Here is a 13,207-nt window from a genome sequence, read left to right as displayed (position 1 = left end):
CGGTGTCGGCCAGCGGCTCGCCGGTGGCGAGTGCCGGGGCGGGCTTCACGTGCGAGACCGCCCCCCTTCGCGGCGCTTCGTAACGTCGAGCGCACGCAGCCCGGAACCGCCCCTAGAACCGCTCCAGCAGCCGCCCGAGATAGTCGCGTTCGGCCCGCGGGCGGTCGCTTTCGCCGCTGCGGCGGCGGATTTCGTCCTGCAGTTCGCGGGCGCGTCCGGCGCGGCGTTCGGTGTCGGCCAGCGGCTCGCCGGTGGCAATGTTGCCGCCCTGCCCGGCGGTCTCGCGTCCCAGCGGGTCGCGGCCGGGGGCGAAGGGCGCAAACCCCTCGCCGCCGCCGGCGCGCGGGCTGCCCTGCGGGCCCGGGGTGTCGCCCTGCCCGGGCTGCGGGCTGCCGCCCTCGCCCTGCTGGCCCTGCTCGCCGCGCGACAGGTCGGACAGCGCCCGCATCCCCTCGCGCAGCGATTCGATGGCCTCGGCCTGGCGTCCCAGCGCACCGGCGGCATCGCCTTCGCGCAGCGCGCGCTCGGCCTCGGCCATGGCGCGGCCGGCGTCGTCCAGCCGGTCGCTGGCGGCGTCGCCCTGCTCGGTGCCGCGGCCGGGCAGCAGTCCTTGCTGGCGGCCGATCTCGGCGCGCAGGTCGCGCTGGCGGTCGGCGAGCGAGGGCTGGCCGTCCTCGCCCTCGCCTTCGCCGGGCTCCTCGCCTTCGCCTTCACCCGGTGCCTCGCCAAAGGGATCGCGCTGCGCCTCGCGCAGCACGTCGTCGGCCAGGCGCTGCTGGTCGCGCAGCGTCTCGCGCAGCCGGTCCATGGAACGACCGCTGGGCGAGGAACTGCCGCCGCCCTCGCCCTCGCGCACCTGAAGATTGTCCATCATCTGGTTGAACTGATCCAGCAATTCCTGCGCCTCGGCCATGCGGCCCTCGTTCATCAGGCGCTGGATTTCGTCCATCATCTGCTGGATCTGATCGCCGGTGATCTGCCGCCCCTGCTGTTCCGAACGGTCGAAGCGCGCCGCAGGGTCCTCGCCGCGCTCGGCCAGCATCCGGGTGTAATCGTCGGTCGCCTGGCGCAGCGCGTCCATCAGCTTCTGGATCTCGTCGGGGCTGGCGCCGTTGCGGATCGCCTCGGCCAGCCGCTCTTGCGCCTGCCGCATCCGCTCCAGCGCGTCGCCCAGGCCCCCGTCCTCGATCAGCAGCGCCGCGTCCCACAGCGCATCCGCCAGCGTGTCGCGCGCGTCAGGCGACAGCGGCCCGGATTCCAGCGCCTGCACCGCGCCGGTGATCGCCTGCGCGGCTTCGGGCGGCAGGGTGCGGTCGCTGCGCCAGACCATCGCGCGCAGCAGCCGGGCGCTGCGAGGGGCATTGTCGCGCGACCACAGCAGGTCACGGCGCATCTCGGCGATCCCGGCGGCCAGCGGGTCGAAGAATCGCCGCCCCGGCAGGATCAGCGCGGTGGATGGCGTCTCGGCCGCCTGTTCGATGCCGTCGCGCACCGACAGAGTCATCCGCACCGGCAGGTTGGCCCAGGGGTGGCGGGAAAGATCGGCAGCCAGCGTGGCGCTGACCCGGCGGCGCTGGCCCGTTGCGGGCAGGGGCAGGTCCAGTTGCAACGCTTCGCGCGGCTCGGGGTCGGGGGCGAGGCCCTGGCGGCGGTCCACCGCCGCAAGGTCCAGCGTGATCGTGGCGCTGCCCGCGGCGATGCCGTGGTCGTCCTCGGCCGAGAACCCCTGCGCCAGCCGCCCGTCGGCGCGGCGCCCGGCCAGCGCCGCCAGCCAGACCTGCGGCGGCGCGTCGGGCAGCACGGTCACGGCAAAGCTGCGCCCGCCCACGCTCAGCGTGCCGTCCTGCTGCGCGGTATAGCGCGGCGCATCAGACGCGGCCTGCGGGTCAGTGGGGCCAATGTCCTGCGCGACCGACAGCCCCTGGCCATACAGCCGCAGGTTGAAACTGGTGCCCTGCGGCACGGTCAGCGCATCCGCTTCCAGCGTGTTGAGGTAGATCACCGGGCGGCCGGTGTGGCGCGGGGGTTCGGCCCAGCCCTCCCACGCGGGGCCGGTCGCCACCGGCTGATCCGTGGGGGGAGAGGGCCGCCAGCCCGCGGCCAGCGCGCCCAGCCCCTGCCCCACCGGCGCCGCGCCGCCGAAGATCAGCGCCATCGCCAGCGCGGTCAGCGCGACCAGCCGCAGCGCAAACGGATCGTGCCGCACCAGCGCCGCATTGGGGGCGACCGGCCGCGCCCGCGCCGCCGCTGCCCGCGCCGCCGCCTGATGCGCCTGCCACAGCACCGCCGCATCCGGCCCGCCCAGCGCCATGCGGTCGCCCAGCACCGACAGCGGCCGCCCGGCCAGGCGGCGGTCCACCCGCAGCGCCGCCTGATCGCGCGAGGGGCGGCGGAACCGCGCCCAACCCCACAGCGCCAGCGCCGCCAGCACCAGCAGCCACAGCGCCGAGACCCAGCCCAGCGCCCCCGGCGGGACCAGCGCCACCAGCCCCAGCGCCGCCAACCCCAGCAGAACCCAGGTCCCGGCAGCCCAGAATGCCGCGGCGAGGTGTTCCCACCACAGCCCGGCCAGCGTCAGCCCCACCGCGCGGCGCACGGGGGCAGGCAACGGCAATTCGGAAGGCGCCGCCCCGGACGGCGCCGCATCGCGCGCGGGATATGCCCCGCGCAACGTCACAGCCAGTCGGGGATGCGGTCGCGCGACAGCATCTCGTTGATCGAGGGGCGCGGGCGTATCACCGCGAAACGGTCGCCGGACACCAGCACCTCGGGGACCAGCGGGCGAGAGTTGTATTCCGACGCCATCACCGCCCCATAGGCCCCGGCCGAGCGGAAGGCGACCAGATCGCCCGCCCCCACCCGCGGCAGCGGCACGGCGCGGGCAAAGGTGTCGCCGGTTTCGCACACCGGGCCGACCACGTCGACGGGATGCGGCTCAGCCCCCGGCGCAGGCTCGATCACCGGCACGATGTCGTGATGCGCGTCATACATGGCGGGGCGGATCAGGTCGTTCATCGCCGCATCGACGATCAGGAAATCCCGCCCCTCGCCCTGTTTCAGAAAGATCACCGAGGCGAGCAGGATCCCGGCGTTGCCGGCGATGTTGCGCCCCGGCTCGATCTCGATCTCGCAGCCGAGGTCGCCCACGGTTTCGCGCACCACCTCGCCGTATTCCAGCGGCAGCGGCGGGGCGGCGTTGTCGCGCCGATAGGGGATGCCCAGGCCGCCGCCCAAGTCCAGCCGGGTGATCGCATGGCCATCCGCCCGCAGCGCCCGGCACAGCTCGGCCATCTTGCGATAGGCTTGGCGGTAGGGGTCGAGGTCGGTCAGCTGGCTGCCGATATGCATGTCGATGCCCACCACCCGCAGCCCGGGCAGCGAGGCCGCCAGCCGATACACCTCGCGCGCGCGGGAAATCGGGATGCCGAACTTGTTCTCCGACTTGCCGGTGGCGATCTTGGCGTGGGTGCGGGCGTCCACGTCGGGGTTCACCCGCACGGCAATGGGCACCTCGGCCCCCATCTCTTGCGCCAGCGAGGACAGAGCCAGCAGCTCCGGCTCGCTTTCCACGTTGAACTGGCGGATGCCGCCGGCGATGGCGCGGGCCATCTCGTCGCGGGTCTTGCCGACGCCGGAAAACACGATCCGTTCGCCGGGAACGCCCGCCGCAAGCGCGCGGGCATATTCGCCGCTCGAGACCACATCCATGCCCGCGCCCAGATCTCCCAGCAGCTTGAGCACCGCGAGATTCGAGTTCGCCTTGACCGCGAAGCAGACCAGATGCTCGGTCCACGCCAGCGACTGCCGGAACAGGTTGAAATGCCGGGTCAGGGTGGCGGTGGAATAGACATAGACCGGGGTGCCAACCGCCCGCGCGATCTCGGGCAGGGCCACGTCCTCGGCATGCAGCACGCCGCCGCTGTAGTTGAAATGATCCATCCGACCCGCACCGAAAATCCAGAGCACCGATATAACGCCACCGGGCCGCGCAATGCAAAGCCCGCCGCGCGCCGCGGGCCTGATTCATCTTGCCCGAAATATCCTCCGGGATCGTCGTATACGACGAAGGGGGTGGAAAACCCCCGCTCCGGCCGGCCGCCGGAAACCCGTCAGCCGCGCGGTTCCAGCCCGATCAGATCCGCCCCCGACAGCGACACCGGGGCGTGGCGCTTGTTGGGGTCATAGACATAGGTGCCCTTCTGGATCATCACCTCGTCGGACTGGCTGATACCGCCCGAGCCGCCCGAACAGGCCGACAATGCGGCCAGTGCCACGGCGGTCATTGTGAAACGTGCGATCATGTCCTGCCTCGTCTGCTCGTTTGCCTCAAGCGGGCCCGGCCCGCATCTGCTCTTGGCGGGTCCTTGCCCGCATTCCCGCCGCCGTTGTCCGGCGTGCTGGATCTCGCGGCGGGCAGGACTGGCCTGCCCGGCCGCAGGGTCACAGCGTGGTGATGACGCCCACCACCGCCTCGCCGCTGAGCCTGACGCCGGTGGTCTTTTCCGGCGACTTGCTGGACGCCGAAGGCGCATGGGGCGGGCCGTCCGCCCCGCAGGCCGCCAGCATCAGAACCGCGGCCAGTGCTGCTGCAAGGCGCATCATTCCCATCCCTCCATCGCGCCCTTCCAGCGGGCGATCTGCCGGCGCACCTGATCGGGCGCCGTTCCTCCGTAAGATTGCCGCGAGGCGACCGAGTTGTGAACACCCAGAACGTCAAAGACCTGCGCCGTTATCGCAGAATTGACCGACTGCATGTCCGCCAGCGTCAGTTCAGGCAGGTCGACGCCGCGCGATTCGGCCAGCGCGACCAGCGCGCCGGTGGCGTGGTGGGCGTCGCGGAACGGCAGCCCGGCCTCGCGCACCAGCCAGTCGGCCAGGTCGGTGGCGGTGGAAAATCCGCTGGATGCCGCCGCCTCCAGCCGTTCGCGGTTGACGGTCAGGTCCGAAATCATTCCGGTCATCGCCGCCAGCGCCAGCATCAGCGTGTCGGCGGCATCGAAGACCTGTTCCTTGTCCTCCTGCATGTCCTTGGAATAGGCCAAGGGCAGCCCCTTCATCACGGTGAACAGCGCCACCGCGGCGCCGAGGATGCGGCCGATCTTGGCGCGGATCAGCTCGGCCGCGTCGGGATTGCGCTTCTGCGGCATGATGCTGGAGCCGGTGGACCAGCGGTCGGACATAGCGACGAAACGGAACTGCGCGCTGGACCAGATCACCAGCTCTTCAGCCAGCCGCGACAGATGGGTGGCGCAGATCGCTGCCGCCGACAGGAACTCCAGCGCGAAATCCCGGTCGCTGACCGCATCAAGGCTGTTCGCCGTCGGGCGGTCGAACCCCAGCGCCGCGGCGGTGGCGTCGCGGTCGATGGGAAAGCCGGTGCCCGCCAGCGCGGCCGAGCCCAGCGGGCATTCGTTCATCCGCGCCCGCGCATCGGCAAAGCGCCCGATGTCACGGCCCAGCATTTCCACATAGGCCATCATGTGATGCCCCCAGGTCACCGGCTGCGCGGTCTGCAGATGGGTAAAGCCCGGCATCACCCAATCCGCCCCCGTCTCGGCCTGCGTCACAAGCGCGCGGATCAGCGCCCGGCAGGCGGCGATCGCCGCGTCGCACTGGTCGCGCACCCACAGCCGGAAATCGGTCGCCACCTGGTCGTTGCGGCTTCGCGCCGTGTGCAGGCGGCCCGCGGGCTCGCCGATCAGCTCTTTCAGCCGCGCCTCGACGTTCATGTGGATGTCTTCCAGCGCGGTCTGGAACCGGAACTGCCCGCCCTCGATCTCTGACAAGACGGTGAGCAGCCCTTCCCCGATGGCGTCCGCATCGCTAGGGCTGATGATGCCCTGTGCTGCCAGCATCGCCGCATGGGCCCGGCTGCCCCGGACATCCTGGGCGTAGAGCCGCCGGTCGAACCCGATCGAGGCGTTGATCGCCTCCATGATCGCATCCGGCCCGGCGGCAAAGCGCCCCCCCCACATGGTGTTGGCGGAGGGATTTTCGGGCGTGTCGGTCATCGGATCGGTCCTGTCGGAGGTCATATGCTGCGTTTCCTTGCCCTTTATACGTCCCTTGCCCTTGCTGCAAACGCGGCCGCGGCCGCGTCGGTGGACTGGCAGGCGGCGCGCGACGCCGGCCTGCCTAAGCTGATCGAATCCGAGCAGGCCCCGGTCCCCGAGATCGAGTTTTCCGACGCCGAGGGCGGCACCCACAAGCTGTCCGACTGGCGCGGCCAGGTGGTGCTGCTGAACTTCTGGGCCACCTGGTGCGCCCCCTGCCGCGAGGAAATGCCCTCGCTGGACGCGCTGCAGCGCGAAAAGGGCGGCGAGCGCTTCCAGGTGCTGACCGTGGCCTCGGGGCGCAACCCGCCCGCCGCCATCGAGCGTTTCTTCGCCGAGGAAGAGATCACCGAGCTGCCCACCCTGACCGACCCGAAAATGGCGCTGGCCCGCGCCTTTGGGGTGATGGCGATGCCGGTCACCATCCTGATCGACGCCGAGGGCAACGAGGTCGCCCGCATGACCGGCGACGCCGACTGGGCCTCGCCTGCGGCGCTGGCGCTGGTCGACCAGCTGCTGGCCGAATAGGAAACTGCGCGCAATTTTATCGAGTTGCAGAGGTGGGGTGAGGGGTTGAGGCGCGGCTGCGCGGCGGAATGCGGGAAGGCAAACCCTCATCGTTTTCCCCACAATTGCAACAGGATGCGGAGAAGAGTTCATTCAGTCTCTTCACGCAGCCTCGCGCGCACGCCCGCTCCACGAGTGCCCGCCGCCCGGAACATCCGCGCCGGTTGTGTTAACCTGATCCGCCGATCCGCGGTCGCATTTACGAATTCTTCGCTCATCCTTGGCAGAGTGCCGCCATGGACAAGGGGACAGAGATGCGACTCGATTCTGATCAGCTCCAGCGTGGCGGCGCCGGTTCTCCGCTGGACTTCGCGGTGGACCACCAGCAGCGGCTGACCATGTCGACCGTGCGGCGGGCGGTCGAACGCGGCGATGCGGTGCTGGCCTTCCAGCCCGTGGTGCAGGCGGCGCGCACCGACCGCGCCGCCTTTCACGAAGGGCTGATTCGCATCATCGACGAAACCGGCGGCTTCGTGCCGCTGCGCGATTTCATGCCGCTGGCCGAACTCAGCGAGCTGGGGCGGCAGATCGACTGCCTGTCGCTGGCGCTGGGGGTGCAGGCGCTGTGCGAGGAACCGGGGCTGCGGCTGTCGATCAACATGTCGGCGCGCTCGATCGGCTACCCCGACTGGCTGCGGACCCTGCATCATGGGCTGTCACGCGATCCGACCGTGGCGGAACGGCTGATCCTGGAAATCACCGAAAGCTCGGCGATGGGGATGCCGGACCAGGTCCGCCCCTTCATGCGCGACCTGCAGCTGCTGGGGGTCAGCTTCGCGCTGGACGATTTCGGCGCGGGCTATACCTCGTTCCGCTATCTGCGCGAGTTCTCGTTCGACATGATCAAGATCGACGGGCGCTTCATCCGCGACATCGCCAGCCAGCCCGACAACCAGGTGCTGACCCGCGCGCTGATGATGATCGCGCGGCATTTCGACATGTTCATCGTGGCCGAGCAGGTAGAAACCGCCGATGATGCTGCCTATCTGATCGAGCAGGGGGTGGACTGTCTGCAGGGGTTCTATTTTGGCGCACCGACCATCTCGCCCCCGTGGCGGACGCCGAATGCCTCGGCGCGCCGCTGAGGGGACGGGCGATTGCGCGCCGCACGGGTGACGGAGGGTTGTTTTCGGCAAATTCATCCGCCCCCTTGTGTAACATTGTTTCCTAATCTACCCCTTGAGCGAAAGAGGATTTCAATTCCGAGTTTGGAGGAAACATGGCTAAGGTTGCTCTGGTCACTGGCGGCTCGCGCGGCATCGGTGCGGCAATTTCAAAGGCGCTGAAAGAGGCCGGCTATGAGGTCGCGGCCAATTACGCCGGCAACGACGAGGCCGCCCGCGCATTCACCGCGGAAACCGGCATCAAGACCTATAAATGGTCGGTGGCCGATTACGATGCCTGCGCCAAGGGCATCGCCCAGGTCGAGGCCGAGCTGGGCCCGGTGGCAGTGCTGGTCAACAACGCCGGCATCACCCGCGACGCCATGTTCCACCGCATGACCCCCGAGCAGTGGAAAGAGGTCATCGACACCAACCTGACCGGGTTGTTCAACATGACCCACAATGTCTGGAACGGGATGCGCGACCGCAAGTTCGGCCGGATCATCAACATCAGCTCGGTCAACGGGCAAAAGGGTCAGGCCGGCCAAGCGAACTATTCCGCCGCCAAGGCCGGCGACATCGGCTTTACCCGCGCGCTGGCGCAGGAAGGCGCGCGGGCCGGAATCACGGTCAACGCGGTGGCGCCGGGCTATATCGGCACCGAGATGGTCCGCGCCATCGACGAAAAGGTGCTGAACGAGCGCATCATCCCGCAGATCCCGGTCGGCCGCCTGGGCGAGCCCGAGGAAATCGCCCGCTGCGTGGTGTTCCTGGCCGCCGACGAGGCCGGCTTCATCTCGGGCTCGACCATCAGCGCGAATGGCGCGCAGTTCTTCTCGTAACCGCGACGATCCCTGCCCTGCACGAAAAGGCCGCCGGTCAGGCGGCCTTTTTTTCAAAGAGTCTCGCGCCCTACCGCGCCTACCGCGCCCTACCGCGCCCTACCGCGCCCTACCGCGCCCTACCGCGCCCTACCGCGCCCTACCGCGCCCTACCGCGCCCTACCGCGCCCTACCGCGCCCTACCGCGCCCTACCGCGCCCTACCGCGCCCTACCGCGCCCTACCGCGCCCTGCGATTGCGGCGCTTTCGCGAGATGTCAACACTCGGGCCTGGAGTGTCGCGTCTCGCTCTTCCAGCCACTATGCGCCGCTTTTTGAAACGAGGTCTCCAGTTTCCTCCCCGAGCAGCCCCTGACATCCGTTTACGACTGCGCATTTTTCACGCTTCCTCCGGCGGTCCTACGGGCCGGCGCCGTCACCCTGGACGCCCCTCACGCGGCCCATTTTTACGCTAGCCTCATACGGTGGTCCCGCAGGCCGGCCCCTTCGCCCCGGACGCCCCGTCACCCGCCCAATTTTACGCTTGCCCCACACGGGGGCCCGGGCCGGCGCTTCCGCCTCGGACGCCCCGTCATCCTGCCCGTTTTTCCACTATGCCGCCCATAGCCGAGCATCTTCCCCATGCTGGTCCCTCAGCGCAAACCGGGCGCGGTTCCTCTCGGGACCGCCAATGCTGTATGCACACCCGGCACAGCAGACCATGCCAGAGAATAGTCCGCGCCAGACGCCGCAGCTCTTTCATCTTGCCACAAATATCCCGAAAGCTCCCGAGCAGCCGAAACAGGGGCGGCGGATCGGAGAGCACCCGCGACGCCGTTTCCACGGATCAACCCGGCGCACCGTTTTCCATGAGGAAGGCCGCGCCCGGCTCCGGCCGCCTGAACCCCCGCCGAAAACCTCGACCGCGCGGCTCCTCGCGCCACGGCATCGCCACCCGCCGGGCGATCGCCACGTACCGGGCCTGCCGGCACGGCGAGAGGACAACCCACAGCGCCCGCGTCTTCGTCGGGATTGCCCCCGTCGCCGCGACCGGCTAGCCCGGCAGCATGAGCATCGTTTCCGCACCGCCGCGCCCGCCTGTTCCAGGGACCGCCGCTTCCGATCCCGAGCTGCTGCGTCGCGGCTTTGCCGGGGTGGATTGCTGGATCTTCGATCTGGACAACACGCTCTACTCCCCTGAACTCCAGCTGTTTTCCCAGATCGAGGCGCGGATGACCGCCTATGTCGCCCGGCTGCTGTCGGTGGATGCGGCCGAGGCCAGCCGGCTGCGCGCGCATTACTGGCGCGAGCATGGCACCACCCTGGCCGGGCTGATGGCGCTGCACCGGATCGACCCCGAGCACTACCTGGCCGAGGTGCATGACATCGACCTCGACGCGCTGGCGCCGGACCCGGCGCTGACCGCCGCGCTGTCGGCCCTGCCGGGGCGGCGAATCGTGCACACCAATGCCGATTCCGCCTATGCCGGGCGGGTTCTGGCCCGGCGGCAGCTGGTGTTCGACGCGATCCACGGCATCGGCGAGGTCGGTTATCACCCCAAGCCCGACCCGCGGTCCTTTGCCGCAGTGCTGGACGCGCACGGGCTCGACCCCGCGCGCTGCGCCATGTTCGAGGACGATCCCCGCAACCTCGAGGTGCCGCATTCCCTTGGAATGCGGACGATTTTGGTAGGGGACGGCCGCCAAGGCCCCGACGCGCTGGCGCCAGGGCAGGACCCGGGGCGGCATGTGCACTGGCGGGCCCCGAATCTCGCCGGCTTCGTCGCGACTCTTGCCGCCGCCCTTGCCGGCGTGGCAAGTTCGCGGCCGACCCTTTGATCGATCGAGGTTTCCGATGTCCCAGTCCGATTCTTCCGCCGCGGCCGCCGTCAACGACGCCCTGACCGGCGACGAAGACCTGCAGTCGCACGACGAGCGCGTGATCGCCGGGCGCATCCTGATGATCCTGGCCATGGTGGTGGTGCTGGTCGGGGTGGCGGTGGCGCTGTTCGGCCTGCCGGCGCTGACCATGGCCGCGCTGGCTGCCACGGTCGTCGTCATGGGCCTGCTGATCGCCTACGCGGCAGGGTTCTAGGCGCGCCGGTGGCGGCTGCGCCGGACACCGTCGATGTCTTGGTCTCTGGCGGCGGCGTCGCCGGGCTGACTGCGGCCGCCGGTTTCGGGGCCGCCGGCCTGCGGGTGCTCTGCGTCGATCCCGCCCCGCCGGTGACCGAGGAAAGCGGCGCCGGCGCCGACCTGCGCACCACCGCGTTTCTGCAGCCCTCGATCGCGCTGTTCCGCCGTATCGGGCTGTGGGATCGGCTGCAGCCCCACGGGGCGCCGCTGCAGGTGATGCGCATCGTCGATGCCGGCGGTGCCGAGCCGCGGCCGCGGCTGATCCGGGCCTTTGACGCGGGCGAGATTTCCGACCAGCCCTTTGGCTGGAACCTGCCCAACTGGCTGTTGCGGCGCGAGATTTCGGCGCGGCTGGCCGAGCTGCCGGGGGTCGAGTTCCGCCCCGGCACCGCCACCGCGGGGCTGACCGCGCGCGAAGATGCGGCGCTGGTCGAGCTGTCGGACGGGTCGCGGCTGCGGGCGCGGCTGGTGGTGGCGGCGGACGGGCGCAATTCCCCCGTGCGCCAGGCGCTGGGGATCGGCGTGCGCACCATCCGTTACGGGCAGAAGGCGCTGGCCTTCGCGGTGACGCACGAGATCCCGCACCAGAATGTCTCGACCGAGATCCACCGCTGCGGCGGCCCCTTCACGCTGGTGCCCCTGCCCGACCGCGACGGCAAGCCCTCGTCTGCGGTGATCTGGATGGAGCGGGGGGCCGAGACGGCGCGGCTGCGCGCCCTGCCGCGCGAGGCGTTCGAGGTCGAGCTGAACGACCGCTCGGCCGGGGTGCTGGGGCGGCTGCAGCTGGCCACCGGGCTGACGGAATGGCCGATCATCAGCCAGATCGCCGACCGCTATACCGGCCCGCGCATCGCGCTGATGGCCGAGGCCGCCCATGTCGTGCCGCCCATCGGCGCGCAGGGGCTGAACATGAGCCTGGCCGATCTGTCGGCGCTGCTGGACCTGATGACCCCGGACCCGGGCGACGCCGCGGCGCTGGCCCGCTATGAGCGCGAGCGCCGCCCCGAGGCGCTGGCAAGGCTGATCGGCATCGACGCGCTGAACCGCGCCAGCATGATGGCGCCGCGACCGCTGCGCGACCTGCGGGCGGCTGCGCTGGGGGGGCTTTACGCGCTGGCGCCGGTGCGGCGGGCGATGATGCGGGCGGGGCTGGGGACGCGCTGAGGGCGGGTGGCGCGTGGGAACCACGCACCCTACCCCTCCGTCAAAGTTTCCGCCCGTACCTCACACGCATCCCATCCCCCACCGTTCCCGCCCGCCACGCGCGTGGGTCCCCCGCACCGTCGCCATCCGTCACAGCTCCCGTAGGGTGCGTGGTCCCCACGCACCACCCCATCCCCACCGCTCCCGCTCACGGCGCACATGGTTCCTACGCACCGTCGCCATCAGTCACAGATCCCGTAGGGTGCGTGGTCCCCACGCACCATCCATCCCCCACCGTTACCGCCCGCCGCGCGCATCGTTCCCACGCACCATCCCCATCCGTCACCACAAACCGCCCGTCGCGTGGTCCCCACGCACCGACGCCCCCCTTATCCCAGCGGGCCGGGTCGGCGTTCCTCGGACAGGACCACGTTGGCCTCGACCTGGCCCACGCCGGGCAGGGTCATGATGCGGCGGCGCAGGATGCGTTCGAAATCGGGGATGTCGCGGGCGATGATCCGCAGCCGGTAGTCGAAGCGGCCCAGCACATGCTGCACCGTCTGCACCTCGGGGATGGCGGCGACCGCGCGTTCGAAGGTTTCCAGTTCGGGGCGACCCCGCGCGGCCAGGCGGATGCCAAGGAAGACCGAGACGGTGAAGCCCAGCGCCGCGTGGTCCACGACGATGCGGCGGCCCGCGATGACCCCGCTGTCCTGCAGGCGGCGGATGCGGCGCCAGACCGCGGGCTGGGTCAGGCCGATCTCGCGCCCGATTTCGGCCGCGCCCAGGGTGGCGTCGCGGGCGAGCAGCCGCAGGATGGCAAGGTCGGTGGCGTCGGTGTCCGTCATAGCGCCAGCTCTGCCGTGTCCTTGATGGTCGCGACCAGCATCAGCGGCTCGATGTCGGTGACATGGGGCAGGCCGAGGATGCGGTCGCGGTAGATGCGCTGCCAATCCTCCATGTCGCGGGCGATGACCGACAGGCGGATGTCGACCGAGCCGAGGAAGGTCTGGATCTCGATCACCTCGGGCAGCTGCCGGGCGGCGGCGGTGAAGCGGTCGAAGGCGCGCGGCTCGGTCTTGTCCAGCGTGAAGCGCAGCGAAACCTCGACCGCGTAGCCGAGCGCGCGCCAGTCAATCCGCGCCTCGGTCGCGCGCAGCACGCCGCGTTCGCGCAGCCGGTCCAGCCGGCGCCACAGCGTGGCCGTGGTGACGCCGGCGCGGTCGGCCAGCGTGGCGTTGTCGGCCTGCGGGTCGGCCAGCAGATGGCGCAGGATGCGGCGGTCGGTGTCGTCGAGCATGATCTTTTCAGTATGAGGTTTATATCTGCATGGATTTCGCAAGAATTCCATCGGTCCCGCGAAAATTGCAACCTCTGCACGTCAGC

13 protein-coding genes are annotated in these 13,207 nt (G+C 70.1%); 6 read left to right on the top strand and 7 right to left on the bottom strand.

Annotation, left to right across the window (positions count from 1 at the left end; translation table 11 throughout):
- Positions 1-112: 112 nt before the first annotated feature.
- From RSP45_RS00290 to argH, 5 genes are all read right to left on the bottom strand, one after another.
- Positions 113-2,596: a DUF4175 domain-containing protein gene (locus tag RSP45_RS00290; protein ID WP_415392775.1), complete on the bottom strand. Its 2,484-nt coding sequence runs from the start codon at positions 2,594-2,596 to the stop codon at positions 113-115.
- Positions 2,597-2,673: 77 nt separating this feature from the next.
- The gene (gene lysA / locus RSP45_RS00285; protein WP_415392774.1) at positions 2,674-3,939 is read right to left on the bottom strand and encodes a diaminopimelate decarboxylase; all 1,266 of its coding nucleotides are present in this window, start codon (positions 3,937-3,939) and stop codon (positions 2,674-2,676) included.
- Between the two features lie 170 nt (positions 3,940-4,109).
- Complete coding sequence (locus tag RSP45_RS00280; protein WP_303731493.1) at positions 4,110-4,301, bottom strand: hypothetical protein; 192 nt, start codon at positions 4,299-4,301, stop codon at positions 4,110-4,112.
- A 139-nt stretch (positions 4,302-4,440) separates the two neighbouring features.
- On the bottom strand, positions 4,441-4,602 hold the full coding sequence (locus RSP45_RS00275) for an argininosuccinate lyase (protein WP_324330314.1): 162 nt from the start codon (positions 4,600-4,602) through the stop codon (positions 4,441-4,443).
- A complete protein-coding gene (gene argH / locus RSP45_RS00270; protein ID WP_415392773.1) occupies positions 4,599-6,011 on the bottom strand; it encodes an argininosuccinate lyase in 1,413 nt (470 codons plus the stop codon). Before argH ends, RSP45_RS00275 begins: the two co-directional genes overlap by 4 nt.
- 24 nt (positions 6,012-6,035) lie before the next feature.
- Here argH and RSP45_RS00265 point away from each other — a divergent pair, with 24 nt between their 5' ends.
- The 6 genes from RSP45_RS00265 to RSP45_RS00240 all read left to right on the top strand — a co-directional run bounded on the left by RSP45_RS00265 (position 6,036) and on the right by RSP45_RS00240 (position 11,842).
- The gene (locus RSP45_RS00265; RefSeq protein ID WP_415392772.1) at positions 6,036-6,581 is read left to right on the top strand and encodes a TlpA disulfide reductase family protein; all 546 of its coding nucleotides are present in this window, start codon (positions 6,036-6,038) and stop codon (positions 6,579-6,581) included.
- 293 nt (positions 6,582-6,874) lie between these two features.
- On the top strand, positions 6,875-7,705 hold the full coding sequence (locus RSP45_RS00260) for an EAL domain-containing protein (RefSeq protein WP_415392771.1): 831 nt from the start codon (positions 6,875-6,877) through the stop codon (positions 7,703-7,705).
- A gap of 134 nt (positions 7,706-7,839) precedes the next feature.
- Complete coding sequence (gene phbB, locus RSP45_RS00255; RefSeq protein WP_324330321.1) at positions 7,840-8,565, top strand: acetoacetyl-CoA reductase; 726 nt, start codon at positions 7,840-7,842, stop codon at positions 8,563-8,565.
- Positions 8,566-9,610: 1,045 nt separating this feature from the next.
- On the top strand, positions 9,611-10,381 hold the full coding sequence (locus RSP45_RS00250) for a pyrimidine 5'-nucleotidase (RefSeq protein WP_415392770.1): 771 nt from the start codon (positions 9,611-9,613) through the stop codon (positions 10,379-10,381).
- Positions 10,382-10,397: 16 nt separating this feature from the next.
- Entirely contained in the window at positions 10,398-10,637 is a 240-nt protein-coding gene (locus tag RSP45_RS00245) for a hypothetical protein (RefSeq protein ID WP_415392769.1), read from the top strand.
- A gap of 8 nt (positions 10,638-10,645) precedes the next feature.
- The gene (locus RSP45_RS00240) at positions 10,646-11,842 is read left to right on the top strand and encodes a UbiH/UbiF family hydroxylase (RefSeq protein ID WP_415392768.1); all 1,197 of its coding nucleotides are present in this window, start codon (positions 10,646-10,648) and stop codon (positions 11,840-11,842) included.
- A 368-nt stretch (positions 11,843-12,210) separates the two neighbouring features.
- Here RSP45_RS00240 and RSP45_RS00235 read toward each other — a convergent pair whose 3' ends face one another.
- Together RSP45_RS00235 and RSP45_RS00230 are read right to left on the bottom strand one after the other, a co-directional pair.
- Positions 12,211-12,669, bottom strand: a complete 459-nt coding sequence (locus tag RSP45_RS00235) for an Lrp/AsnC family transcriptional regulator (protein ID WP_415392767.1) — start codon at positions 12,667-12,669, stop codon at positions 12,211-12,213.
- Positions 12,666-13,121: an Lrp/AsnC family transcriptional regulator gene (locus RSP45_RS00230; RefSeq protein WP_303730634.1), complete on the bottom strand. Its 456-nt coding sequence runs from the start codon at positions 13,119-13,121 to the stop codon at positions 12,666-12,668. Before RSP45_RS00230 ends, RSP45_RS00235 begins: the two co-directional genes overlap by 4 nt.
- Positions 13,122-13,207 lie beyond the last annotated feature (86 nt).

The sequence above is a fragment of the Paracoccus sp. SJTW-4 genome, assembly GCF_047716885.1.
GTDB classification, from domain to species: domain Bacteria; phylum Pseudomonadota; class Alphaproteobacteria; order Rhodobacterales; family Rhodobacteraceae; genus Paracoccus; species Paracoccus solventivorans.
Note: the sequence above shows the minus strand (reverse complement) of the source record. Positions and strands in the feature narration are given on the sequence as shown.

Excerpts from the sequence above, each read along its gene's own strand:
- lysA (WP_415392774.1), bottom strand. The coding sequence starts at position 3,939 with ATGGATCATTTCAACTACAGCGGCGGCGTGCTGCATGCCGAGGACGTG.
- RSP45_RS00280 (WP_303731493.1), bottom strand. The coding sequence starts at position 4,301 with ATGATCGCACGTTTCACAATGACCGCCGTGGCACTGGCCGCATTGTCG.
- RSP45_RS00275 (WP_324330314.1), bottom strand. The coding sequence starts at position 4,602 with ATGATGCGCCTTGCAGCAGCACTGGCCGCGGTTCTGATGCTGGCGGCC.
- argH (WP_415392773.1), bottom strand. The coding sequence starts at position 6,011 with ATGACCGACACGCCCGAAAATCCCTCCGCCAACACCATGTGGGGGGGG.
- RSP45_RS00265 (WP_415392772.1), top strand. The coding sequence starts at position 6,036 with ATGCTGCGTTTCCTTGCCCTTTATACGTCCCTTGCCCTTGCTGCAAAC.
- RSP45_RS00260 (WP_415392771.1), top strand. The coding sequence starts at position 6,875 with ATGCGACTCGATTCTGATCAGCTCCAGCGTGGCGGCGCCGGTTCTCCG.
- phbB (WP_324330321.1), top strand. The coding sequence starts at position 7,840 with ATGGCTAAGGTTGCTCTGGTCACTGGCGGCTCGCGCGGCATCGGTGCG.
- RSP45_RS00250 (WP_415392770.1), top strand. The coding sequence starts at position 9,611 with ATGAGCATCGTTTCCGCACCGCCGCGCCCGCCTGTTCCAGGGACCGCC.
- RSP45_RS00245 (WP_415392769.1), top strand. The coding sequence starts at position 10,398 with ATGTCCCAGTCCGATTCTTCCGCCGCGGCCGCCGTCAACGACGCCCTG.
- RSP45_RS00235 (WP_415392767.1), bottom strand. The coding sequence starts at position 12,669 with ATGACGGACACCGACGCCACCGACCTTGCCATCCTGCGGCTGCTCGCC.
- RSP45_RS00230 (WP_303730634.1), bottom strand. The coding sequence starts at position 13,121 with ATGCTCGACGACACCGACCGCCGCATCCTGCGCCATCTGCTGGCCGAC.